The 25,743-nt window shown below is 35.5% G+C and carries 25 protein-coding genes; 4 read left to right on the forward strand and 21 right to left on the reverse strand.

Annotation, left to right across the window (positions count from 1 at the left end; genetic code table 11):
* Position 1 precedes the first annotated feature (1 nt).
* From MHB53_RS06575 to MHB53_RS06590, 4 genes are all read right to left on the reverse strand, one after another.
* Positions 2 to 1,330 (reverse strand): dihydrolipoamide acetyltransferase family protein, encoded by a 1,329-nt coding sequence (locus tag MHB53_RS06575; RefSeq protein ID WP_340916431.1) that lies wholly within the window; start codon positions 1,328 to 1,330, stop codon positions 2 to 4.
* A gap of 49 nt (positions 1,331 to 1,379) precedes the next feature.
* Positions 1,380 to 2,357 carry an alpha-ketoacid dehydrogenase subunit beta gene (locus tag MHB53_RS06580; protein ID WP_340916433.1) on the reverse strand — a complete coding sequence of 326 codons (978 nt, stop codon included), beginning with the start codon at positions 2,355 to 2,357 and terminating at the stop codon, positions 1,380 to 1,382.
* A gap of 3 nt (positions 2,358 to 2,360) precedes the next feature.
* Positions 2,361 to 3,476: a pyruvate dehydrogenase (acetyl-transferring) E1 component subunit alpha gene (gene pdhA, locus MHB53_RS06585; RefSeq protein WP_340916435.1), complete on the reverse strand. Its 1,116-nt coding sequence runs from the start codon at positions 3,474 to 3,476 to the stop codon at positions 2,361 to 2,363.
* A 660-nt stretch (positions 3,477 to 4,136) separates the two neighbouring features.
* Positions 4,137 to 4,787 carry a YkyA family protein gene (locus MHB53_RS06590; protein ID WP_340916437.1) on the reverse strand — a complete coding sequence of 217 codons (651 nt, stop codon included), beginning with the start codon at positions 4,785 to 4,787 and terminating at the stop codon, positions 4,137 to 4,139.
* Between the two features lie 264 nt (positions 4,788 to 5,051).
* Here MHB53_RS06590 and def point away from each other — a divergent pair, with 264 nt between their 5' ends.
* A complete protein-coding gene (gene def / locus MHB53_RS06595; RefSeq protein ID WP_340916438.1) occupies positions 5,052 to 5,606 on the forward strand; it encodes a peptide deformylase in 555 nt (184 codons plus the stop codon).
* A 46-nt stretch (positions 5,607 to 5,652) separates the two neighbouring features.
* Here the strand turns inward: def and MHB53_RS06600 are convergent, their stop codons facing one another.
* On the reverse strand, positions 5,653 to 6,447 hold the full coding sequence (locus tag MHB53_RS06600; RefSeq protein WP_340916439.1) for a Cof-type HAD-IIB family hydrolase: 795 nt from the start codon (positions 6,445 to 6,447) through the stop codon (positions 5,653 to 5,655).
* Between the two features lie 448 nt (positions 6,448 to 6,895).
* Between MHB53_RS06600 and MHB53_RS06605 the strand changes: the two genes are divergently transcribed.
* Entirely contained in the window at positions 6,896 to 7,108 is a 213-nt protein-coding gene (locus MHB53_RS06605) for a DNA-dependent RNA polymerase subunit epsilon (RefSeq protein WP_340916440.1), read from the forward strand.
* A gap of 3 nt (positions 7,109 to 7,111) precedes the next feature.
* The gene (rnjA, locus tag MHB53_RS06610; RefSeq protein ID WP_340916442.1) at positions 7,112 to 8,779 is read left to right on the forward strand and encodes a ribonuclease J1; all 1,668 of its coding nucleotides are present in this window, start codon (positions 7,112 to 7,114) and stop codon (positions 8,777 to 8,779) included.
* Positions 8,780 to 8,939: 160 nt separating this feature from the next.
* On the opposite strand, the gene MHB53_RS06615 is transcribed toward rnjA, so the two are convergent.
* From MHB53_RS06615 to MHB53_RS06640, 6 genes are all read right to left on the reverse strand, one after another.
* Positions 8,940 to 9,599 (reverse strand): potassium channel family protein, encoded by a 660-nt coding sequence (locus tag MHB53_RS06615; protein ID WP_340916443.1) that lies wholly within the window; start codon positions 9,597 to 9,599, stop codon positions 8,940 to 8,942.
* Positions 9,600 to 9,753: 154 nt separating this feature from the next.
* Positions 9,754 to 10,389: a response regulator transcription factor gene (locus tag MHB53_RS06620; protein ID WP_340916445.1), complete on the reverse strand. Its 636-nt coding sequence runs from the start codon at positions 10,387 to 10,389 to the stop codon at positions 9,754 to 9,756.
* On the reverse strand, positions 10,382 to 11,425 hold the full coding sequence (locus tag MHB53_RS06625; RefSeq protein ID WP_340916446.1) for a sensor histidine kinase: 1,044 nt from the start codon (positions 11,423 to 11,425) through the stop codon (positions 10,382 to 10,384). The genes MHB53_RS06620 and MHB53_RS06625 overlap by 8 nt, the downstream gene beginning before the upstream one ends.
* A complete protein-coding gene (gene liaF, locus MHB53_RS06630; protein ID WP_340916448.1) occupies positions 11,422 to 12,144 on the reverse strand; it encodes a cell wall-active antibiotics response protein LiaF in 723 nt (240 codons plus the stop codon). Before liaF ends, MHB53_RS06625 begins: the two co-directional genes overlap by 4 nt.
* Positions 12,145 to 12,386: 242 nt before the next feature.
* Positions 12,387 to 13,049, reverse strand: coding sequence for a PspA/IM30 family protein (locus MHB53_RS06635; RefSeq protein ID WP_340916450.1), 663 nt, complete (start codon positions 13,047 to 13,049; stop codon positions 12,387 to 12,389).
* 14 nt (positions 13,050 to 13,063) lie between these two features.
* Positions 13,064 to 13,417: a lmo0954 family membrane protein gene (locus tag MHB53_RS06640; RefSeq protein ID WP_340916452.1), complete on the reverse strand. Its 354-nt coding sequence runs from the start codon at positions 13,415 to 13,417 to the stop codon at positions 13,064 to 13,066.
* A gap of 323 nt (positions 13,418 to 13,740) precedes the next feature.
* On the opposite strand from MHB53_RS06640, the gene mgtE reads away from it, so the two are divergent.
* Positions 13,741 to 15,096 carry a magnesium transporter gene (mgtE, locus tag MHB53_RS06645; RefSeq protein ID WP_340916454.1) on the forward strand — a complete coding sequence of 452 codons (1,356 nt, stop codon included), beginning with the start codon at positions 13,741 to 13,743 and terminating at the stop codon, positions 15,094 to 15,096.
* A 134-nt stretch (positions 15,097 to 15,230) separates the two neighbouring features.
* Here the strand turns inward: mgtE and MHB53_RS06650 are convergent, their stop codons facing one another.
* The 10 genes from MHB53_RS06650 to fadH form a co-directional block, all read right to left on the reverse strand.
* On the reverse strand, positions 15,231 to 16,079 hold the full coding sequence (locus MHB53_RS06650; RefSeq protein WP_340916456.1) for a CvfB family protein: 849 nt from the start codon (positions 16,077 to 16,079) through the stop codon (positions 15,231 to 15,233).
* A gap of 92 nt (positions 16,080 to 16,171) precedes the next feature.
* Complete coding sequence (locus MHB53_RS06655; RefSeq protein WP_340916457.1) at positions 16,172 to 17,329, reverse strand: MFS transporter; 1,158 nt, start codon at positions 17,327 to 17,329, stop codon at positions 16,172 to 16,174.
* Positions 17,330 to 17,521: 192 nt separating this feature from the next.
* On the reverse strand, positions 17,522 to 19,348 hold the full coding sequence (locus MHB53_RS06660) for an ABC transporter ATP-binding protein (protein ID WP_340916458.1): 1,827 nt from the start codon (positions 19,346 to 19,348) through the stop codon (positions 17,522 to 17,524).
* 7 nt (positions 19,349 to 19,355) lie between these two features.
* Positions 19,356 to 21,110: an ABC transporter ATP-binding protein gene (locus MHB53_RS06665; protein WP_340916460.1), complete on the reverse strand. Its 1,755-nt coding sequence runs from the start codon at positions 21,108 to 21,110 to the stop codon at positions 19,356 to 19,358.
* A 252-nt stretch (positions 21,111 to 21,362) separates the two neighbouring features.
* Positions 21,363 to 21,815, reverse strand: a complete 453-nt coding sequence (locus tag MHB53_RS06670; protein WP_340916461.1) for a TlpA family protein disulfide reductase — start codon at positions 21,813 to 21,815, stop codon at positions 21,363 to 21,365.
* 200 nt (positions 21,816 to 22,015) lie between these two features.
* The gene (locus MHB53_RS06675; RefSeq protein WP_340916463.1) at positions 22,016 to 22,558 is read right to left on the reverse strand and encodes a peroxiredoxin; all 543 of its coding nucleotides are present in this window, start codon (positions 22,556 to 22,558) and stop codon (positions 22,016 to 22,018) included.
* A gap of 307 nt (positions 22,559 to 22,865) precedes the next feature.
* Positions 22,866 to 23,738 carry a LysR family transcriptional regulator gene (locus MHB53_RS06680; RefSeq protein WP_340916464.1) on the reverse strand — a complete coding sequence of 291 codons (873 nt, stop codon included), beginning with the start codon at positions 23,736 to 23,738 and terminating at the stop codon, positions 22,866 to 22,868.
* A 125-nt stretch (positions 23,739 to 23,863) separates the two neighbouring features.
* On the reverse strand, positions 23,864 to 24,307 hold the full coding sequence (cbpB, locus tag MHB53_RS06685; protein ID WP_340916465.1) for a cyclic-di-AMP-binding protein CbpB: 444 nt from the start codon (positions 24,305 to 24,307) through the stop codon (positions 23,864 to 23,866).
* Positions 24,308 to 24,429: 122 nt separating this feature from the next.
* Positions 24,430 to 24,684, reverse strand: a complete 255-nt coding sequence (locus tag MHB53_RS06690; protein WP_340916467.1) for a YkuJ family protein — start codon at positions 24,682 to 24,684, stop codon at positions 24,430 to 24,432.
* A 182-nt stretch (positions 24,685 to 24,866) separates the two neighbouring features.
* Positions 24,867 to 25,631 (reverse strand): 2,4-dienoyl-CoA reductase, encoded by a 765-nt coding sequence (fadH, locus tag MHB53_RS06695; protein ID WP_340916469.1) that lies wholly within the window; start codon positions 25,629 to 25,631, stop codon positions 24,867 to 24,869.
* Positions 25,632 to 25,743 lie beyond the last annotated feature (112 nt).

Consider the following 25,743-nt stretch of genomic DNA (forward strand, 5'->3'; position numbering starts at 1 on the left):
TTTACGCCTCCATTAATAATAGTTCAGGGTCATTCAACAGTCGCTTAATTTGGTTTAGCGCCATTTGAGCACTTGCACCATCGATAGCACGGTGGTCAAAGCTCAATGATAATGCTAACACAGGAGCAGCTACAATTTCACCATTTTTTACTACAGGTTTTTCTGCAATTCGTCCAACACCCAAGATAGCAACTTCCGGATGGTTAATTACAGGAGTAAACCATTGTCCACCTGCTGAGCCAATATTTGAAATCGTGCATGAAGCACCTTTCATTTCGTTTGGTGCAAGCTTACCGTCACGTGCTTTGGCGCCAAGTTCATTAATTTCCTGTGAAATTGCGAATACAGATTTTGTATCTGCGCGTTTTACAACAGGTACTAATAAGCCTTTTTCTGTATCTGCAGCAATTCCAATATTATAATAATGCTTTTGAACAATTTCACCAGCATCATCATCAATGGAAGTGTTAAGGATTGGGAATTCACGTAACGCACTTACAAGTGCCTTCACAATATACGGAAGGAATGTCAGTTTAATATCCTTTTGTGCTGCAATTTCTTTAAACTTTTTACGATGTGCAACAAGTGCAGACACTTCTATTTCGTCCATAAGCGTGACATGCGGAGCTGTATGTTTCGAATTCACCATTGCTTTTGCAATTGCTTTACGAATACCACTCATTTTTTCACGCGTTTCTGGATATTCACCTTCAGGAACAACAGATGCAGCAACTTTTGATTCTGTCGCTTTTTCAGCTGTTGCTGTTTGCACCGTTTCTTCTTGTGTAGCTTGGCCACCGCTTAAGAAAGCATCAATATCATCTCTTAGAATGCGACCATTTTTACCTGAACCTGATACACTGCGAATATTCACACCTTTTTCACGCGCGTATTTTCTAACAGATGGCATAGCAACGATCAATTTATTCGAATCAACGTCATTAGTTTCAGCTGATTGAACTCCAGCTCCTGTTGCTTCAGCCTGAACTTCTTGTTTAACTTCTTCTTTTTTTATGTCTTGACCTGCTTCAGCAGTTGATTGGACATTCGCTTCTGTTTCAGCATCGTCTTCACCTTTGAGATGCTCATAACCTGGTGCATCGAATGTAATAAGCACATCACCAACTGTAGCGGTAGTTCCTTCTTCCACATGAACTTTTTCAACCGTACCAGCTACTGGAGACGGTAGTTCAACAACAGCTTTGTCGTTTTGTACCTCACAAAGAATGTCGTCCTCTTCTATCTTGTCACCTGGTTTAATAAACCATTTGACAATGTCACCTTCATGAATTCCTTCACCGATATCCGGCATTTTAAATTGAAATGACAAAATTATTCACCCTCCTGAAACAATTTTTATTACTTTTTATTGTGATGAATTAAAATTCAAGAACCTTCTTCGCCGTTACCATAATATCTTTATGGTTTGGTAGCCATACTGGTTCTGCTTGAGCAAACGGATAAACAGTATCAGGAGCAGTTACTCTTAATACCGGAGCTTCTAAACTAAGGATTGCACGATCATTGATTTCAGCTACAACATTCGCAGCAATACCTGCTTGTTTTTGAGCTTCTTGAACAACAATTGCACGATTTGTTTTTTCAACAGATGCGATAATTGTTTCAATGTCTATTGGGCTAATTGTACGTAGATCAATAACTTCTACCGAATGTCCTTCTTTTTCTAGCTCTTCCGCAGCTTTAATAGATTCATGTACCATTGCACCATAAGAGATGATCGTCAAGTCAGTTCCTTCTCTTTTCACATCCGCTTTTCCAAGTGGAATTGTATATTCTTCTTCAGGAACTTCCTGTCTGAATGAACGATACAACTTCATATGCTCAAGGAAAATAACCGGATCATTGTCGCGAATCGCTGAGATTAGTAATCCTTTCGCTTCATATGGAGTTGACGGAATTACTACTTTCAAACCAGGTGACTGAGCCATTAATCCTTCAAGGCTATCTGCATGCATTTCAGGCGTGAAAACTCCACCACCAAATGGTGCACGAATTGTTATTGGAGCATTCATTGTGCCGCCTGTACGGGATCTCCAGCGAGCCATTTGTCCACTGACAGAATCCATTACTTCAAATATAAAGCCAAAGAATTGGATTTCTGGAACAGGACGAAACCCTTGAGTAGTTAACCCAATGGCAAGACCACCAATACCTGACTCCGCAAGCGGTGTATCAAATACACGATCTTCACCAAACTCTTTTTGTAAACCTTCCGTAGCTCGGAAAACTCCGCCGTTCGCTCCTACGTCCTCACCGAAAACTAGAACATTTTCATCTTTGCGCAATTCCGTACGAAGCGCATCAGTGATAGCTTGAATCATAGTCATTTGCGCCATTGCTTATTTCGACTCCTTCTCTGTATAAATTTCATATTGTTCTTGTAGATTTACTGGTAATTCTTCAAACGTATTTGAAATCAAATCAGTCACCTTTTGTTTTGGAGCCTCATCTGCTTTTTTAATTGCTTCTTTTATATCTTCCTTTGCTTGCTCAATTACTTCATTTTCCTTTTTCTCGTTCCAAATACCTTTATCTTCAAGATATATCCGGAAACGAACAAGCGGATCTTTCTTTTCCCACTCATTGTCAGTGTCAGTTGTACGATAACGAGTCGGATCGTCTCCTGCCATAGTATGTGGACCATAACGGTAGCACATTGTTTCAATCAACGTCGGACCGCCGCCATTAATCGCACGTTCACGAGCTTCTTTTACAACTGCATAAACCGCTAATGGATCCATTCCATCAACAAGAACTCCCGGGATTCCAGCAGCCACTGCTTTTTGTGCTATCGTTGCACCCGCAGTCTGTTTGTCGCGAGGAGTAGAGATCGCAAATTGGTTATTTTGAACAATAAATATAGCGGGTGCTCCATATGCCCCAGCAAAGTTGATACCTTCATAGAAATCTCCTTGTGAAGATCCTCCATCGCCTGTATATGTAACAGCGACTGCTTTTTTATCACGCTTTTTAAATCCAAGAGCAACACCTGCAGCTTGAATAATTTGCGCCCCGATAATAATTTGGGGTGGAATGACATTGACTCCTTCAGGTAATTGCATTCCCATGAAGTGTCCACGTGACCACAAAAACGCTTGATATAATGGCAAACCGTGCCATACAATTTGGGGAACATCCCTGTAACCCGGAAGAATAAAATCTTCTTTTTCAAGTGCAAATTGTGATGCGATTTGTGATGCCTCTTGCCCAGCAGTCGGTGCATAAAAACCTAAACGTCCTTGACGGTTAAGTGAAATACTACGTTGGTCTAAAATTCTCGTATAAACCATTCGGCGCATTAATTCTTCAAGCTGTTGATCGTCCATTTCAGGTACAGCAGCATTTTTAAGCACTTTACCATTTTCATCTAAGATCTGTACCATTTCAAATTGACTTTCAATATTTTCGAGCGTTTTTAACGCATCGTATTGTGTCTTTTTTGCAGTTGAAGCCATTGAAGCCACCTATCCTCTCTATTACAATTTATTTACTAACATTATTTTTGATTGCATTTAAAACAAGCAATAACAATAATTGTTTAATATAGCAATCAAAGTGCGAACATAAGGGATACTACAATAGGTTTTCCACAATTCGCATGAAGAAAAACAGTAAAACTTTCCTTTATCCTAATAAAAAATCTGTACTACTGTTTTTATTCATTCATATAACACAAGGAATTATTTTATCACAATCTTAGATTACATGATATATGTGATTGCGTCAATGCAAAAGCTTAGACTTACGAAATAACTTCTAATTAGTACCTTACGATTTATAAATCTGTACTAATACCCGGATTTATTCTGTACTACAAATAAACATTTTTTTACACCCTGTTATACATTAGAAAAGTACGCAGCGTCTACCAACATAAGTATTTAATAGAAAGCATCATTAGCTAATAGTTATAATGGCTGGCTTACGGCAGTTCCTAGTATTACGAAATATAAAGGTCGACAAAATGTAAAATGGTTTTTTCGCCCTCTGCAGTATGCCTTCATCTGGACCAGAAACAGAAGCTTCTTTGAAATTATATTTCTAAAAGACGTATTCTTACATATGTAATGTAAAATACAGACAGTATATAGTAATGATTCTCCTGCCAACTTAATTTATCCTGCCTTTTCAACCTTTATCCCTGCTTCTTTGTAGAACTTCGCTTTCGCTTTATTAAACTTTTCTGTTTGCTCATTAAATTGACTGTTTGCTTCAAATACATTTTCATATACTTTGTTGGTAGTTTCAATTTGCGTTTGCAGATCTTCCATTCTTAATTCTTTATCTTTAATCATTTCATAGGTTTTACGGTCTTCGCCAATTCCTTCTATATATGAGGAGTATAAATTATCATAACTTTCATATCGTTTCTTCATAACATTTTGAAGATTTTCTGCCTCCTTTTTAATATTGTCCTCTTCCAAATTAGAAACTTCCTCACTTATTTTGCTAAATGTTTCTTTTGATGCGTCTATCGATTCTTTTTCTTTTTTCAAAAGTGCTTCTCTTTTATCGAGGTTAGCTAATCCTTCATCTGCCTTTTGAGAAATTTTCTCGAAATCCTTCATACCTAATTCCATTATCTCATCAAAAAGTGCTTTTTCTGCTATTTCGAGCTCTGTCAACGGTTTCTGTTGCTGTTCAAAATTGCTTTCTTTCCCTACAGTATCTTCTAAAGTTTGATAAATATTTTCTTCCGGCGCTGAACAGGCTGACATAATCACCGCCATAATTAACATACATGTAGTAATGATAATCTTTTTCATCATATTCCTCCTCACTATTTCACCCCTTACTATAACGGGATATAGCGTATTTGACAACAATCAACAAAACATTTCAAAAATAAGAAGGCAAGGCAGCTATGCCCTGCGGCATCATCAACACTAACATTTCTTTAGGCAGAGATAAAGCAGGCCGACAATAAATTTGGTAGCTATTTTTTCGGACTTTTTATTAACTTTTTTACTTTTTGGCAATCATTTGGTACACTATTTTTTATGAAGTGTGCAGAAACAGGAGGATCCAAGATGATTCTAATGAAAGATATTATACGAGAAGGTCACGAAACATTAAGGGAAGTTGCAAAGGAAGTTCCACTTCCGCCTTCGCAAGCAGATATAGATACATTGAATAAAATGGAGGAATTCTTAATTAATAGCCAAGACGATGAAATAGGGGAAAAATACGGTTTACGTCCTGGTGTTGGGCTTGCTGCTCCACAAATCAATGTTTCTAAAAGAATGTTTGCAGTTCGAGTTGAAGATGATAATGGAAAAGAATATTATTATGCGTTGATAAACCCAAAAATTGTCAGTCATTCGGTAGAAAAATCATATTTGACGTCTGGCGAGGGCTGTCTATCTGTTGATCGTGATATACCCGGATATGTTATGCGATATTCAAGAGTAACACTAAAGGGCTTTGATAAAAATGGGACAGAAGTAAAACTTAGATTACGTGGGTTACCAGCTATTGTTTTCCAACACGAGCTAGATCATTTGAATGGCGTTATGTTTTATGATCATATTAACAAACAAGATCCTTTCCATATTCCAGAAAACGCGATACCTATAGAAAGATAAAAATATCCGGGGTATCTTCCCGGATATTTTTAATTCAAATTCAGATTTATTTTATCGTCTCAAAAGCGCTTGACAATAATCCTACTTCTTTTAATCCATTAACAATACCATCATCATCTACATCAGTTGTTACAAAATCAGCATACGTTTTGACTATTACATGAGCGTTCCCCATCGCAACCCCAGTTCCGACTGTTTTCAACATTTCAATGTCATTCAATCCATCTCCAAATGCATACACATTTTCCATTTTGAAACCTAATACATCAATCATTTTCTTAATTCCTTCTGCTTTTGAACCGCCTTTTGGGACTACATCTAAAGCCTCTTCATGCCACCGAATAAAATCAAACCTATCTTCAAAAGCTTCTAAATATGTAGATTCCTCTTGTCTAGCGAATAATAGGGTTTGATATATTTCATTTTTTTCATAAAACTTTTGATCAAATTCCGGATGTGGCATTTCCAAGCTTTTCATACTATCGGCTATTCGTTGGTCAAATTTTATATTAGCTTTTAAAGTATTTTCATTCATATAGACTAAGGATTGATTACGTTTGGTAGATTCCTCAGCTAATTTTTTTAAATCCGTACGCTTAAATGGATTTTTATACAATACTTCATTTCCAGACACCACATATTGCCCATTAAAAGAAACATATGACTTAATATTTAACTCTTTCAATAAATAGGAAAACATGAATGGACCACGACCAGTTGCAATAGCAGTATAAATCCCATTCTTTTGTAGAGTAAAAATAGCTTCCTTTGTTGATGCTGGCAAGTTTTTTTGATGATCAAGTAGCGTCCCATCTATATCAAAAAAAACAATTTTCTTCATTTTTATATCCCCTCGCTTTTCAGTTTCACTATAGCATGCTAACTAGATTCCATGTATGACCAATGATAAAACAGGCCTTTCTGATAAATAGTCTTCTAACAGCATATAATATAAACAAAAAATATGCACAAAAAAGAGCATTCCAATACCAAGATGCTTTTACTTTAGTCGCGAATCGGGTAAAATAGAATATAAGGAGTGATCCACCATGTTAAAGAAGCTACGTAAGAAGCTTTTAAAACAGTGGAATGAATTGCTTAGAAAAAAAACAATTGCCTAATATCAATTGCTTTCATTCAAGGCCCCTCTGTTACCGGAGGGCTTATTCTTTATTTATGTTATTAATTGAAGCGCGTAATATCCGATTAAAAAATAAGATAAAGTTATTCCTTACTATAAAAAAACAATTATTAAGGTTAACAATCCAAATTAAAAGGAGAGAGTATTGATGATTTTTAAAGTATATTATCAAGAGAATGAAGCAGAAATTCCTGTACGAGAAAACACAAAGACATTATATCTCGATGCAGAAAACGAACGTGCAGTGCGCCATATTCTGAAAGACCGCCCAATAAACATTGAATATGTGCAATTAATTGATGGTGCGTATCTAGAATACGAAAAACAATCTGAGTTTTTCACTCTATTGGAGTCTAAGTAAATCATGAAATTCGTAAAAAACGATCAGACAGCAGTTTTCGCACTTGGCGGTTTGGGCGAAATTGGTAAAAACACATATGGCGTTCAATTTCAGGATGAAATTATTTTAATCGATGCGGGAATAAAGTTTCCAGAAGATGAACTACTCGGTATTGATTATGTTATTCCTGATTATACATTTTTAGTTAAAAATGTAGATAATATTAAAGGCTTGGTCGTTACACACGGACACGAAGACCATATAGGTGGAATTCCGTACTTATTACGCCAAGTAAATATCCCTATCTACGCAGGAAAATTAGCTTGCGGATTAATTAGAAATAAATTAGAAGAACACGGTCTATTACGGCAAACTCAATTAATCGAAATTGAAGAGGACGATATTATTAAATTCCGGAAAACTTCTGTATCGTTTTTCCGAACGACCCATAGTATTCCTGACTCTTATGGAGTAGTAGTAAAAACACCTCCAGGTAATATTGTTCATACTGGTGACTTTAAATTTGATTTTACTCCGGTGGGTGAACCAGCTAACTTAACGAAAATGGCCGAGATTGGTAAAGAAGGCGTACTTTGTCTTCTTTCAGATAGTACAAATGCCGAGGTTCCAGATTTTACAATGTCAGAAAGACGCGTTGGGGATAGTATTGATGATATCTTTCGGAAGGTAGAAGGACGAGTCATTTTTGCAACGTTTGCGTCTAATATTCACAGATTACAACAAGTGATTGAAGCCGCAGTTATAAACGGAAGAAAAGTTGCAGTTTTTGGTCGAAGTATGGATACAGCAATAGAAATAGGTCAAGATCTAGGGTATATTAATGCACCTAAAGATACATTTATTAGCACACAACAGCTTAATCGAATCCCAGCTAATAAAGTAACCATTCTTTGTACTGGAAGTCAGGGAGAACCAATGGCAGCTTTATCAAGAATCGCCAATGGCACACACCGACAAATACAAATACAACCTGGTGATACTGTTGTCTTTTCATCTTCTCCAATCCCAGGAAATACAATTAGTGTAAATCGTACAATAAATTTACTTTACCGCGCAGGTGCGGATGTAATCGCAGGTTCTTTAAATAATATTCATACATCTGGTCACGGTGGCCAACAAGAACAAAAGCTTATGCTACGATTAATGAAACCGAAGTTTTTCATGCCGATTCACGGGGAGTTCCGGATGCAAAAAATGCACTCCCAACTCGCTATCGAATGTGATGTCCCTGAAGAAAATTGTTTCATTATGGATAACGGTGATGTACTTGCATTAACTAGTAATACAGGAAGTGTTGCCGGAAAAATTCCATCTGGTTCAGTTTATATTGACGGTAAAGGTATCGGCGATATTGGAAATATTGTTTTAAGAGATCGAAGAATATTGTCTGAAGAAGGACTTGTTATTGTTGTCGTTTCCATTGATATGGACAAGCATAAAATCTCTGCTGGGCCCGATATCATTTCTCGTGGCTTTGTTTATATGAGAGAGTCTGGTGACTTGATCCATGAAGCTCAAAAAATGATTGGGAAACATTTGAATAAAATTATGGATCGCAAAACAACCCAATGGTCTGAGATAAAAAATGAAATTACAGATACATTGACACCATTTCTTTATGAAAAGACAAAACGTAGACCAATGATATTACCTATTATTATGGAAGTATGATAAAAAAAGGGTAGGATGCTCGTAACAAGCATCCTACCCTTTTTATCTTGATCTTTTATCTCTAAGTGAAGTGTAGATGGGATCAAGCAATCACCTGATTCCTTTTGATGGTTCAGCTATGTTGAAACAAGATTAGTAGTAATTTCTTGCTCTATTTTATTTATTCCATTACCTTTTTCTCAAAGCGGTTGATATCAGAGTCGGCACCAATCACGATAAGGATATCTCCTTTTCTAAATGGTTCTTCAGCCAATGGAGAAACATTAATTTCAGTGCCACGTTTTATAGCAACGATATTTAGCCCATATCTTGCCCTTACATCTAATTCTATAAGTGTTCGCCCTGCTAAGCGCTCATTCACCATTATTTCTACTATACTATACTCATCTGATAACTCTAGATAATCTAGCACATTATTTGATACGATAAAATGAGCAATTCTTTTTCCCATATCTCGTTCAGGGTGGACAACATGATCTGCACCAATTTTTCGTAACACCTTTTCATGATAATCATTTTGCGCTTTTACAGTAATATGATTCACACCGACTTCTTTTAGTATTAAAGTTGTCAAAATACTTGACTGGATATCATCACCAATTGCCACAATTACATGATCGAAGTTACGGACCCCCAGACTTTTTAACACACTTTCGTCAGTTGTATCAGCAATGACAGCTTGTGTAGCGATAGAAGCAAATTCATTTACTCTATCTTCATCCTTATCCATCGCAAGCACTTCCATACCATGTTCAATTAATTCGCGGCAAATGCTACCGCCAAAACGCCCAAGACCAATAACTGCAAATTGTTTTTTCAAACTTATTCCTCCATATATACTATTGAACACATTTTAGCATAGCTAGACAAATATACGCATTCTATTTACAATACAAAAAAAACAAAAAACATCCATTTTTTTGTTGGTATCCTTAACAATAGGAACTATAGTTTCGCATAAATGATAACAAAGTCTATTTGTTAACGAGCTTATTTTGGAATGCATAAATCACTGCCTGTGTTCGATCTTGCACCTCGAGTTTTCCTAATACATTACTAACATGGGTTTTTACTGTTTTCAAACCAATAAAAAGTTGATCAGCAATTTCTTGATTTGATTTTCCTTCTGTCATCAATAACAGAATTTCACGCTCTCTATTTGTAAGACTTTCATGGCGCGGAGACTCTTTTCCTTTTTGCATTCTCTCCATCATTTTTCCTGTGACCTCAGGCTCTAGAACAGATTGACCTTTATATGTAGTTCTAATAGCCTCGGCTATTTCATTTGCATTTGAAGTTTTCAAAATATAACTTACTGCACCTGCTTCAAGGGCAGGATATACTTTATCATCATCCAAAAAACTTGTTACTATAATAATTCTCGCTGTTGGCCACTTTTCTATTATTGCTTTCGTAGCCTCAATCCCATCCATAACATCCATAACGAGATCCATTAAAATAATATCAGGGCGCAATGCCAGCGCTTGCTCTACGCCAAGTAAGCCGTCCTCTGCTTCTGCAATAACTTCTATATCCGGTTGCAAAGATAGGTAGGCTGATACACCAATTCGAACCATTTCATGATCATCTACTAATAATACCTTAATCATTTATCTCATCCTTTTGCATTAAAATTGGCACCTTCACTTCAATGCTTGATCCTTTTCCAATAATACTTACTAGTTTTATATTACCGCCAATTTCGGAAGCACGTTCTTTAATATTTGTTAGACCATATGAACTAGTTTTCGTGCTATCCACGTCAAATCCCTTACCATTATCAGCGATTTTTAAAAATACCATTTGATTTATCTGTCTCAAAACTACTTCCAATCTAGTCGCCTTCGCATGACGCAATGTATTAGAAACTGCTTCCTGGACAATTCTGAATAAATGGTCCTCCACACCTTTATCTAATTTTATATTTTGTATATTCCAGACCACTTCCATTGGAAGTTTAGCTGTTAATTCAGACAAAACTTCTTCCATTCCTTTTTTTAAACTCTTACCTTCTAACTGAATAGGTCGTAAATGTAAAAGTAACGCCCTCATCTCTGATTGCGCTTCATTTATTATTCCTTCAACCAAATTACGTTGTTTTACAGCAGTTTCACTGGAAGGATCAGGATTTTGATTGATTGCAGATAATAACATCGTAGCCGCAAATAATTGTTGGCTGACGGAATCATGTAGTTCTCTCGCCAATCTATTTCTTTCTTTCGTTAATACCTCTTCTTTTAATTGGCTATTCCACTCGACACGCTCACTGGCTAATTTTTGTTGAATGTGCGTCTGCTCTTTTAAGCGTAGAGAAATTCTAACAATTTTTTCCCAGATAAAATCGTCTTTATATTTTGTCTTTAGATTATCTAATTGATAATTTCCTTGTTCTATTTCCATCAACCCTGCTGCAATCTCTTCATTTTTTTGATGTACTGTTGTTCCAATGATCCATCCCGTTACAGCCCCAAATAAAACGCTAGAGAATAAAATAAAAATGCCGCTTGGGATGAGAAATATTTTATTTTGCAATAGCGTATCATACCAATTGGCATCAACTATAAACAGTAATATGATACCAACAAATAAAGCTGTGACAATTGAAACAAAAGCAAAGTACCAAGAGAATGTCATTTGGGTCTTCATATTCTCTTCACCTCAACGTTACCAATCATCACATTCGTGATGATTTTCACCGTCCGTAAAGCTGTTTCCCCACTGTCCGGATAATAAATAAGATTGGAATTAAATAATTCCGATTCCTCGTTAAACACGGTTAACTTGCCACTGATAGTTGAATGATTTACGATAATATTTGCATCAAATGGAACAAGCAGTTGGACATCTCCTACAAAGCTTCTAATGACAACAACACTTTCACCGGGAGGAAACATGGTCATTCCAAGATCGATGACTGTATCACCAAATCCACACTGAATATTAATATCATCCCATTCAAACACTTCATTTACGATTCGCTTATTGCCGAAAAGTCTATTTTTTATAAATGGTGTTCTTTTTTTATAACTAGGTTTAGGTTCAGGTGCAGCAGTTTCTACTATTAATCTATGCGGTTCTTTTTTATATTTTGAATAATGAATGAGGAAGTAAATAACTGTAGCGATAATAAAAAACTTAAAAAAGGCGGAGGAAAGAATAGCTATAGCTACTAAAGAAATACCAGCAATTAGATAAATATTTCCTTTCCCTTTTTTATTTCGCTTTTTCATACTAATATAGATGAAGAAAAATCCTATTAAAAGAGGGACGAATATCCGCAAATTAAATAATAATTCCAAGCCCATCCCTATAGCTGTAATTAACATGAACCAGCCGACAAGACTCGTTTTGCTCATGCTTTTCATTCGACCCTCCCCTTTCCTCTGTGGATGCATTCTTAGAAGTAAGAAAGGCGTAAGGTCGCCTCTCTCTACAAGTTTAGAAAAATGAAGTCTTTCAGAGATACTTTATTTTATCTTTCTTGACGTGCGAGCTGCATAGACATTTACATTTGATACAGCATTAGATGACTATTCATTCTCTATCCTCTGTTCCATTTTACACTTAAATCAACGAACTAGGCTATTATATACTACTATAGTAAATGTTATTGTACCACGTTTTCAATGACCGGATTTGCTTTTTCAGTATGATTCATTTCTTTTGCTAGTTTTTGGATTTTTGCATCAAATACAGTAATTTCATATTCAGTATCCACATGTGCTTCTTTTCGATTCATTGTTGATTCAATACTTTCAAACTTCTCCGCAGCATTGCCAAACTCTGATTCATCAAGGACCTTATTCATTTTTTCTTTCATGGAAAGTATATTTTCCCTACCCATTAATTCCAGTCGCTTTATATGCATATCTTTGACTCGGTATTTCATTTCTTCATGCTTTTGTTCTAGATCTGCTAATTGATCCAAAGCTTTTTCATAAGACTCATTGAGACGTCCGGCTTGCTGCTCCGCCTGAACTTGGTACCGAAGAGCTGTTTCTGCAAGATCATGAGCACCAGCTTCTGTTGCCAATTTTACTTGATCTCTTCTCTTTTCAGTTAAAGCTTGCGAAATTTTTAATTCTTTGTAGAACTCATCTTTTAACATTCTTTGTCTTTCAATTAATTTACTTGCCTTTTCTACTTCAGCTTCACTTTCACGAACATATTTATTAAGTAGTGTAATCGGATTTTCTTTATCTGTCATTATTGACACTTCATTAAACTCCGTAGCGATAGATTGTTTTATTTTTTCAAATATATTTGTCATACTGTTTCCTCTCCTTATGCTTTATTATTTTCTAGATCTTTCCACTGACGATCAAATCCAGCGAACGGATCATCCTTTTCAGGTGCGGGTGTATAATCTTTTTTCTTCCAATGTTTATATCCTGTATAAAGGAAGTAAACTGCTACTATACCAATTACTCCAGGAATACTCCCCAATAGACCAGAAATTCCAATTAATCCAATCACAGCCCACATCACTTTCATCATAGTTGAGTCGGTAGCCATGAATTGTTTTAGTGAAAAGTAAACAATAAGCAAGCTAATCGCCAATCCTATTATCGGTCCAATACTTGAGAGAACTATAATCCCTAAAATCACAGCCGCTGAAATCCATAAAAACTTTTTCATTTCTTTTACCTCCTTTCGTTCCTTATGACTTTACTTTAAAGGATTATGTAAGAATCAGTAACCAGCCTGAGCAGGATTTTTAACTAAGACCTAAGACTGATAGATAGAAAAACGAAAACATCTTTACTTGGTATCGAGTTAATAGGACATTAGATAGGTTCTTCAAACGCCGACGAAATACGGGACTTACTTTAAAGCCATTAGTGCACTTTCTAGAAAAGAAAATAAACTAAAAGAACAAATGAAAAGCAAAATGTTTAATTTTATTTAAAAAGAGGGTATTAACTATTAAGCAGCTCGTTGTGAAAGGAAAGTGGAGGTTATTGATCACTGCAAAAAGGGAAAAGGATACTTTAATTATTCTTGAAAAGATAAAATCAGAGGAATACGAAGGAATAAATAACTTTTTTAGAAATAAAAGACCTTATGATATGGCAATGATTTTCCAAAGTCTTCCCGAACGCCACCGTGCATCTATTCTATTTAATATTGAGGATTCTACTTTAGCTAGCATCATCCAAAAGCTGAACATCACACACCAGCTAGAGCTGATAAGTAAAATTGGTCCAACAAGGGCAAATAAAGTATTATCATTATTAGATTCTTCCTTCCTCACTGCACTTTTAAGGAAATTCCCAAAAGTTCAATTAGAAAACTTTCTTAATGATACGAATGAACAATATGCAAATTATATTAAGCAAATGATGACCTATCCATCGGACTCGGCCGGTAGTCTAATGACAAATAATTATATATCAATAATTGGCACATGCACTGTATCCGAGGCAATTGAAAAGCTCAAATCATTAGCTCTCTATTCGGAAAGTATTAATCATATGTATATTGTAGATCCTCTTGGCGAATTAATAGGCATGGTCGCTTATCGAGATTTACTTCTCTCAGACAGGCAGGAAATTTTGGCCAATATTATGTTTGAACAAGTAATTTACGTTTCCGTTGATACAAAAAGAACAGAAATAGCCCGTCTTCTTAATAGATATGACTTTACAGCTTTACCCGTCATAAACGGAAATCAAAAACTGGTCGGGATTATTACTTTCGATGATATGTTAGATATTATCCTTCACGAAACAAGCGATGATTACACAAAGTTATCCGCAACAAGCAAAGAAATTGATTTTGATACAAAACCATTTATAGCAGCATACCGTAGATTGCCATGGTTAATCATTCTATTGTTTATCGGACTTGTTTCCGGCAGTATTATTGCAAAATTCGAATCTATTTTGGATCAGGTCGTGGCGTTGGCTTTTTTCATGCCTTTAATTGCTGGAATGACCGGAAATACAGGAACACAATCTTTAGCAGTTGTTATTCGCGGCCTTGCCGAAAAGGAAATAGATACAAACACAGTTTTTAAATTAGTATTTCGAGAATTAAAGGTTAGCTTAATCATTGGAGTAACTTGCGGATTCCTTATATCTGTCATTGCATTCATCTGGCAAGGAAACTTTTATTTAGGTTTAGTTGTTGGTACTTCACTCTTAATAACATTAATATTAGGGACAATAGCAGGTACGGTCATTCCACTTATTCTATATAAATTCAACCTGGACCCCGCTGTAGCTTCAGGACCACTTATTACAACAGTAAATGACATATTCTCTTTGATTACCTATTTCACTATTGCATCTTGGTTTATCAGGAAATTAATATAACACAAGAAAAGCATAAACATCAGCTGATTGTGACATCAATCCCGAGGCCTTCCCAAGCTAACTACATCTCTAATACGAAAACTTCTATAAAAAAAACAAAGGATCATTAAAATATCCTTTGTTTTTTCATTTTATTATTCTTTTATATTTGTCCATCCGTCGTTTTGGTTAATTTTCTCTTCTTTCATTAACTTGCCTAGTGCTCGTTTAAAAGCACCTTTACTCATATCAAATCTTGTCTTAATCTCTTCAGGAAGACTTTTATCACTATAAGGCATTGATCCCCCACGCTCAATTATATACTTGTATATCTTTTCCGCATCTACATCCATTTGTTCATAGCTTCTTGGCAGTAGTGAAACATTTATTGTTCCATCTTCTTTCACATCCACAACGCGGCCTTCTATCAACTGTCCAAGCCGCGGCTCCTCTTCACGCTGTGATTCATGAATAAAGCCCATATGCCCTTCTTCTGTAATGATAAATGAACCAGCTAGTAGTAAACGATAAACGGTACCTTTGATATTTTTATTAAATAGACTACGATCGGCAGGAATAGAAAGGTCTCTCATTACATCCTCTGTCCCTATTTTGCCAAATAACCTATCTTTATTATCCAATTTTAAGGAACAATATAGCTTGTCTCCAATACTTGGCCATAAATGATGGAGCTCAGGCAAATCGTCCATAGAAACGAGAATGTCTTTTTTTAAACCAATATCGACAAACGCGCCAAGATTTTTCTTTACTTCTACAACCTCTACCCAATCATATTTTCCCAACTGTACATTCGGTATTACTTCTGATGCACATAGCCGCCCTTCATGATCCTGGTATAGAAAAACTTCTATATCTTGATCAATAAATATTTCACCAACCACGTCGGTTTGGTGTAATAATACATCTTCTTCTCCATCTGATAAAAAATAACCAAATGGTGCCTCTCGAACTACTCTTAATGTTACGATCGTACCAGCTTCCATTATAAATCCCCTGCTTTCAAAAAATCCTTCAATTGATAATACTAAGTATAACATGTCCATAGAGACACGTATAATTACAGGAAATTCCGTAATTAATTTGCCATCACTGGCTTATTTCCCTCATCCTTGCGATATTTTATATACAAAGAGAAACAAATTCCCGCCCCAATTAAAGCAGAAATTGATGCTCCCTTATATATAAAACCCGCTCCATAATATTCCATGAAATAGCCGCCCAATGAATTACCAATTATCGCTCCAAGACCTGCATATGTTGCAAAATATATTGTCTGCCCTGTCGCTAGCATTTCTCTAGGTACGATTGTTGCTACATATTGTAAACTAGCCACCATAAAAATGGCAAAAGTAACGCTATGCATCGTTTGAGAAAGAACCAGCATAAGAGGATCCTCCAGATAAGCGTATAAAAACCATCGTAGCGAATAAAACACTCCCGAAATACCGATTAATACGAGCAATGGTATTCTTTTCATCAGTATGTACATTAGTCCTATCACGGGAACTTCACTTAAGGATGATGTCATCCACGCTAGACCAACTTGACTTTCAGATGCACCAAGATTTTTCAAATAAAGACCGAGCATTCCATCATTCATTCTAGTCGTTGTACCAATAAACAATGAGGCCATCAAAAACATTAAATACTTCGGATTTTTCAATGTATCTTTTATTGCCTCGGCTGTAATTGGCGCCCTACTTACTTGTGAATCTTTTAATCTGGTTGCAATAATAAATGCTAGTACAATGAGTGCTGCATACACATACCATAAATACTCGATCCCCACTTTCCCAATCAAATAACCAATAATAAGAGAAGCAAAAGCAAAACCAATGGAACCCCAGATACGAATGGAACCATAACTAACACCTTTTTCTTGCGCATATGCTGTTGACATACTATCAAGAAGCGGTTGAACAGGTGACATAAAAAAATGAAATACTAACATCGCAGCGGTTAAGAACAGCATGGATGTACCAAAGAAAATACCTGAACTTGTAAATAAGGAGATAACTAGTAAAAATAAAATAATCCTCTTAACCGTTTGCTGTCTATCTGAGATAATGCCCCAAAGTGGTTGGGAGAAAATAGCTATCAATGGGCCAACTGACAATAATAAGCCTATTTCTCCCGGACTCATTCCTTTATACCGAAAAAACAGTGGTAAAAAGGCATTAATTAGGGACATTGTCCAATAATAAAAGAAATTAAATAAGGATAAAGGAAGCATATTATGTAATCCCCTTGTTTATTTTTTAACTTGTTTTTAGCATATACTTTAAAACAACGATAATAGCCTATATCGGATTTTTGAACATACAAAAAGCCTATTTTCAGAACTTATATTTTTCGGAAACTTATTGGTCCTATTTTTATCATAAAAAAGGATGTGCGCAATCGAATGAGCACATCCTCTTTCTTCTTATATGGCTTCCATCACTTTAAATTGTGCTTTTACAAGACGGAAATATTCACCTTTTCCATTCATTAGTTCCTCATGACTTCCTTCTTCGATGATATGTCCTCTTTCAAGAACAAAGATTTTGTCTGCATCCCTAATCGTAGATAGTCTATGAGCAATAATAATAGAAGTTCTACCTTTTAGCAAAGTTTTTAAAGCATATTGGATCTGAACTTCCGTTTCCGTATCAATGCTCGCTGTGGCTTCATCTAAAATAATAATTTTGGGATTTGCCAATAGTGCTCGAGCAAAAGACAATAGTTGTCGTTCACCAACAGATAATATATTTCCTCGTTCTTCTACCTCTGTCTCAAAACCATAAGGTAATTTTTCAATAAACTTATTAGCTCCTATCGCATTTGCAGCAGATATTACTTCGTCATCTGTCGCCGATGGTCTACCAAAACGAATATTTTCCATAATTGTACCCGAGAAGATAAAAGTTTCTTGGAGGACAACACTAATTTGATTGCGCACACTTCTCAATGACACATCTCGCAAATCATGACCATCAATTTTTACTGCTCCCCCAGTTGGATCATAAAAACGCGTAATCAGATTGGCGATTGTTGATTTTCCTGATCCTGTATGTCCAACCAAAGCAACTGTCTGACCAGGATTCATTTCAAAAGATATCCCTTTAAGTGCCTTCCGTTTATCGTCATATGAAAATTCAACTTGATCAAAGTTTATTTTGCCGGCAATATCTTGTAAAGCAATTGCTTCTTTTTTCTCATGGACAATAGGTCTCTCATCTAAATACTCAAAAATACGTTCAGATGAAGCCATCCCCATTAGTAATTGATTATATACTTGGCCCAGTCTAGAAATAGGTTCCCAAAACATTCCTAGATAAAAGGCAAAAGATACAAATTCACCTAATGAAAGGCTATCTGCTTGAATTAAATTTGCACCATACCAAATGAGAACCGCAGAGCCGACCGCATTGGTCAATTCTACAAGTGGACGAAACATCGCACTTTTTTTCGAAGCGATTCTCCAAGCTTCATAGTTTTCGTGATTCACACCATCGAAAAATGCGATATTTTCTTCTTCCTGTGTATAACTTTGTGTGACTCTAATTCCTTGAATGCTTTCATTTAAATGGGAATTTAATTTAGATTGTTTTATTCTCATACTTTGCCATGCCCTACGAATACTTTTCCTTAATGTCGTAGAAATGAAAAACATCAATGGTAAAATAACTAGTACTGCTAAAGTCAGCTGTGGGCTTAAAGTAAATAGGATAAAAATAACTCCTATTAGCATAACAATATCCATGAATATATTAATTACACCATTCGTAAACAATTCCTGAAGAGAATTCGTATCATTCATAATTCGTACAAGAATTGATCCTGCTGAACGTTGGTCAAAGAAACGATGTGATAAACTTTGGACATGTGTAAAAATATGTTTTCTTAAATCGTAAATGACCCCTTGCCCCAGTTCATAACTCCATTTTATCCGATAAATATTTGCGATATAGGAGAGGATAAATAAACCAGCAATAATGGCAACTATGATCATTAACATAGTAAAATCCTTTTTTTCATTAATTGCTTTATCCAATGCATAGACACCGATTAATATTGGAATGATTAATCTCACAGCTGTTGAGATTAATACTGCAATAATCGAAGCTGGTAGGAGTCTTTTGGAATATGGTTTTAAATAGCCGATAAGGCGCGACATTTGTTTCCAGTTAAACGGCTTTTCAATAATTTGTTCAGTTGAATAACGGAAACGCTCCATCATTTGTGGATTCATTTTTTTCTGTTTTGTCATTTACTCCTCACCCTCTCTGACCTTGTAGTATTGCCTCACGGTCTTGAAACTGGATATTAAAAATTCTCTCATATGGTCCTTTGTTTTGTAACAAATAGGAATGTGTACCTCTTTCAACCACTTTACCCTCTTCAAGCACTAAAATTTCATCTGCATGCTTTAGTGATGAAATACGATGCGCAATAATAAATGTCGTCCTTCCTTGCATAACATTTCGAAGTGCTTCTTGTATTTTAAATTCTGTTTCCATATCTACAGCACTCGTCGCATCATCTAAAATAAGAATACTAGGATCAAGGCAAATGGATCTAGCTATTGAAATCCTTTGTTTTTGCCCACCAGATAAGCCTAGTCCTCGCTCTCCTAAAACAGTATCATATCCATCTTCAAGTTCCATAATGAATTCATGAGCATCAGCCCTTTTTGCAGAATCAATAATCTGCTCCATTGTTGCATCTGGCATTCCATATGCAATATTTGCCTTAATCGTAGATGAAAATAAAAAGCTCTCTTGATGAACAAACCCTATATTCCTTCTTAATGCTTTCAATGAATATTCTTTTACGTCTTTTCCGTCAATTAACACTTTACCTGAAGCAGGTTCATAAAATCGTGTAATCAATTGCGTTACACTGGTTTTTCCTGAACCAGTCGCTCCAATTAAACCAATTATTTTACCGGGTTCAGCTTTAAAACTAACATCTTTTAGCGCCTCATTATCATCACCCGCGTAGCGAAGCGTCACATGCTTAAATTCTATTTCTCCATTCAAACGTTGCGGAATAATAGCATTATCCATATCAAAAATTTCCTCTTTCGCTTCCATGATCTCCAACAAACGCTCACCTGAAGCCTTAGATTGCGAAAACATATTGATCGTGAATCCTAAGTTCATAATCGGAAATAAGATGTAACCTACTAAACTATAAAATGCTACGAGTTCTCCCGGTGTCAAAGAACCTTGGATTACTAAATATCCTCCGTATGATAATAGTGCTAACACACAAATATTTCCTAGCAACTCCATTAAAGGAAAATACTTAGCCCAAATATTTGATGTGAAAATCATTTGATCTTTATAGTCTGCATTCGAATGATTAAATTTCCCAGTTTGGAAATCCTCTCTTGATAGCGATTTAACCGTATTTATTCCAGATAAATTTTCTTGGACATTCGTATTTAATTTTCCAAATGACTTACGGACGCCACGAAATGCAGGATGGACAGCTCTATCAAATTTATAAACAACAACAAATAAAAATGGTAAAGAAATCATCGTTGCAAATGTAAGTGGAACAGAATAATAAAACATCATACTAAAACTAACAGTAAGCATTAAAATGAAGCGGAATAATTCTGAAAAACCAAATGATAAGAAAAATCTAAATGATTCTACATCAGCAGTAAGACGTGACATTAAATCACCTGTTTTAGCATTATCATAGTATCTGAATGGTAAATATTGTAGTTTTTCATATAAGGCATTCCTCATACTATAAACTGATTTAATACCAAACAAATCTCCAGTATACTGCTGAATAAACGTTGCCACCCCTTTAAAAATCATAATACCAATAAATCCAAAAGCCAGTATCGGAATCCAACCGAATTCACCTTTTAAAACCACTTCATCAATTGTAAGTTGTAAAATAACAGGATACACTACTGTAATCGCTGTCACAAACAACAAAAATACCATGGATATGAAGAAGTGTTTTTTGTAAGGCCAATAATACTTTTTTAACTTTGAAAATGTTTCCAAGCCTTTTCCCCCCTATCGACCAATTGTCGTATTTATTAATATATCGACTTCCGAAATACATTTCCAGTATTAGTTCTTATTTTTGCAAATTTATTTTTAAAAACAATCAATACAAAAAAAGACACCCTGAAATTATATGGGTGTCTTCTTCATATTATGAATGATTGGTAAAATTAATAATAAAGATCAAAGCCTTATTGTTATAAGAATTACTTTTCAGCATTTATTTCTAATAATTATTTACAGTTATATTTATGCTTTTTCAGATTCACCTAACACACGATTAACTCTTTTTTCCAGCATTTTCATACCGCCACCGCCAGCTTGAAAATGACGCAATTTACCTTCTTTATCGAAAACATAGTAAGCAGGTACATATTGATTTTCTAACGCATCAGCAAATTTCAATTCATTGTCTACAAAGATTGGTTGGTCAATATTATGTTCAGCTGCAACTTGTTTAATTTCTTCTAAATCAAGATCTTTTTCTGACCGAGGCATATGAACTGCTACTACATTCAATTTACCTTGATATTCATCCCGGAATTGGTTTACTTGTGGCATCGCTTCTTTACAAAGATGACAGCTAATAGACCAAAAGTGAAATAATGTTGGTTTTTCTCCTACTAGTTCTTCTTTTGTTACTTGCCCGTTAAGCCATTCTGTAGCTCCTACAAGCTCAGGCATCGGTTCACGAAGTTTCATAATTGTATCCTCCCTTTATTAAATAAGGACAGGCATAATAGATGCCTGTCCCATTTAGGTGGTAGCACGAGTCATACAGGCGTTGCCATGCGACGCGGCATTGTCGTATTCTTTAGATGTTCAAATAGTTACCAAATGATAGACTACGAATTTCTTCGTTGGCTATTAGGTTTCCTTTACTAATGAATTTGAACACGCAATTATAGTGTTTCTTGACCAGGTCTCCAGTTTGCGGGGCAAAGTCCACCTGTTTGTAATGCTTGAAGTACACGAAGTGTTTCATCTACGTCGCGACCAATATTGTTATGGTTAACAACTGAATACATCATTTCGCCTTCCGGGTTGATGATAAATAATCCACGAAGAGCAATTCCTTCTTCTTCAATCAAAACACCGTAGTCACGAGCAACTGCATGGTTCGTATCAGCTGCTAGCGGATAGTTTAAATCGCCAAGACCGTTATCTTTACGATCTGTGTTAATCCAAGCTAAATGAGTGTGGATTGTGTCTGTAGAAGCACCAATTACTTCTGCATCTAAATCTTCAAATTCATCATATCTGTCTGACATTGCAGTAATCTCTGTTGGACATACAAAAGTGAAATCCATCGGGTAGAAGAAAAGCACTGTCCATTTATCGTTTTTCATGTTTTCTTCAAGACTTACTTTACCAAATTCTTTATTAGCCATTACAGCTTCCATTTCAAAGCGTGGGGCCTGTTTTCCTACCATACGTTCTGCCATAAAAAATCCCTCCGTAAAATAATATACATTAAATGAGAAAGCACGATATGTATTATCAATAAATAAATCATTAACAACTAACATTGTACATAATACGACATTCTATGTCAAACCTTATTTATAATTAATTTAAATTAATAGTAAGTATCGCTGAAAAGTCACCTTCATTATTATCGCCGAAAATAATATTTCCATACATGTTGAAATTACTTACTTTGCATCTATTTAATTTTACCATTTCGACTCATTATAGTGAAATATTTTGCATAAAGCTTAAATTAAATGTAAGGCCGATTCACTTTTCCATCTAAATATCTGCATACTCTTGGACGATTTCTAAAAATGCTTTTACTTGCGGAAGTTCAAATGCTGAATCATATCCTAACATCCAAGTATCACGGCTAATTGGTTGGTCACGTTCATCCATTAATGGAATCTTAAATACATCTTTTTCAGCACCATTAATAGTAATCGCTGGTAATATTGCATAACCGATTCCGTTATATGCCATCTGCTTGCATGTTTCAATTTGATCGACGACAATTGTTCGCTTCGGTACTGTTTGAAATTGTCTATGCCACCAATTTTGAATCTCCTGATAATAATTAGAATCGCTTTTAAACTGAATAAAGGGACGATCTGTTTCCAGTACTTCCTCCATATTCCTAATTTCACGATCTACTAGATACAAACTATCTTCAAATAAATGAAATTTTGATCCCTTCCACTCCGTAGCACCTCTTATTATGCCAATATGTACTTGTCCTTCGTAGAGACTTTTCAAAATTTCACTACTCCAGCCCGTAATAAGAGAAATTTTGGCATGCGGATACGTATGAACGAATTGTTTCAATACTTTGGGTAGCCAGTTTTGCCCTACAATAGATGCACAAGCAATTTTTAAAGTACCATGAATCTGTGGCCCTAGCTTTTGAATTTGTTCATGTACCCTTTCCTGCTTGCTTAACATTTCATTCGCAAATGAAATAATCATTTCTCCAGCAGGTGTAAGAAGAAGACCTTTTTGCGTTCTAATAAATAATTTTTGCTCCCACTGTTTTTCAATGTTTTGAAGCCTTTGGGAAAGTGCGGGTTGAGATACAAAAAGTCTTTCTGCTGCTTTTCGCATATTAGATTCTTCAGCAAGCGCAACAAGCAACTTGAAATCGGATAATGACATGTTTCCATTCCCCTTCCAATTAAGAAAAGCACTGGAGCTCGAAAAAACTTTTTTGAACATCATACACTGAACAAGAAAATGCTAGTTAAAAAACATCGGCTCCCACAATTGGAAGCCGCTTTTTATTATTCGTTATTCTTATGAATATAACTTCTAAGCTCTTTTAATAATGCGCTTCTTGTAAAAATCCCTTCAAAATAGCCCTCTTTATCAACGACACACAAAAAAGAATGATCGATTAGTAAATCGAGCGCTTTTTCAAAGCGATCAGTAAATAATAAACGTGGAAAGTTGACAGCCATAGCGTCTTCTACTTTTTTTTCACCTAACTTTTCAAATTCAATCCGTTCCAATCCAAAAATGGATTCTGTAATCATCGAAGAACTAATTAAACCATGGATTTGAAAACGAGCATCGAGGACAGGCACAGCTGAATAACCACTTTTTGTTAATACAAGTAAAGCATGTTCTAAGCTATTACCAAGTTGAACATGAGCAACTTTTTCCGAAGAAATGACGTAATCGCTGATTTTAGGGTTCATGAATTCATTACTTTGCAAGGAAATCATCGGTAAACTCCCTCATCTCTTTATAATCGTTCCTCTTCATATTACCACAATTTAGAAAAGAAATAATCATTCTTAAATCATTTGCCATAAAAATTCAATCTTAAAACAAGTGGTTATAACATCTATTTAGCGTTTTTTTCCTCTTGAATAATATCGAAAATTTCTATTGCTGCTATATCTATGTCATCGAACTGATATTTCTGCTTATTACTATCTTTATCGTACTCTTCTACTTCATAAGTATTAGATGGTGCGAAATATTTTACCTGACATAATACCCTACCATTTACCTCGAAAAACCTTTGTGGAACATCCTCCTGCTCTACTGCATTTTGCATTGTTTGTAATCGTTGAATAATACTTATTAACTGTGACATTCTTAAACCCCTTTCTTTTGAAAGACAAAACAATTATAAAAGAACTTACGGGTACAAAGCAAATTTCACCATTAAAAAAGCTATCTATTTTTTAAAAGATAGCTTTTTCATTCACAAATAATATATATATTTGGTTATAAGTCAGAAATTGATGTTTTTTTGTGGAATTATCTTTTAGTACTTTAAAATGGATATTGATTCAAGTTTTGACCACCATCTAATGTAATACATTCACCATTCATATAAGCCGCTTTTTCACTAAACATAAAATGGGCTAACTCAGCAATTTCTTCAGGCTCACCAAGACGGCCTAATGGAATACTTTTTAGTGTCCGACTAGCAGCCTCTTCTGATTCCCAAAGCTTTTCAGAACCGCCAGTACGATTAATTGGCCCCGGTGCAATAGCATTAATACGAATGCCATACTTTCTGCCCCATTCTACAGCAAGCGTCCTAGTTAATGAGAGTACACCAGCTTTAGCTGCAGCTGAATGAACCACCCCAGGTCCAGCATTCCAAGCGTATGTGGCAATCATATTGATGATGCATCCTTTCATTTTATTCTCAATCCAATAATTTCCCAACTCGCTACTACAATAAAATGTGCCGTTAAGTACAATATTTATCACTGAATTCCAACCATTTATAGATAATTTTTCAGCAGGCACGATAAAGTTTCCGGCCGCATTATTTACTAAGTAGTCAACAGAACCATAATAATCCAATGTTTGTTTTAACATTCTTTGTACATCTTCCGGTTTTCGTACATCCATCTTAACAAGCCCTATACAGTCGTTTTCTGCCCCTATCTCCTGCTTCGCCTCCTGTAAGCGCTGCTCATTTCTACCTGTAATGACCACATTCATACCTGAATTTACAAATTTTTTCGCCATATACAATCCCATACCACTAGAACCACCAGTGATTATTACCGTTTTGCCTTCCATTAGCTCTCCTCCTATAATCTTAGTGAATGACCAATCATTCATACAGGATTATACTTAATAAATGGGGGTCATTTCCCCCATTATGATTCCTTTATCTATGAAGTAAAAGTTC

The sequence above is a fragment of the Bacillus sp. FSL K6-3431 genome (assembly GCF_038002605.1).
In the GTDB taxonomy this organism is placed as follows: domain Bacteria; phylum Bacillota; class Bacilli; order Bacillales; family Bacillaceae_C; genus Lederbergia.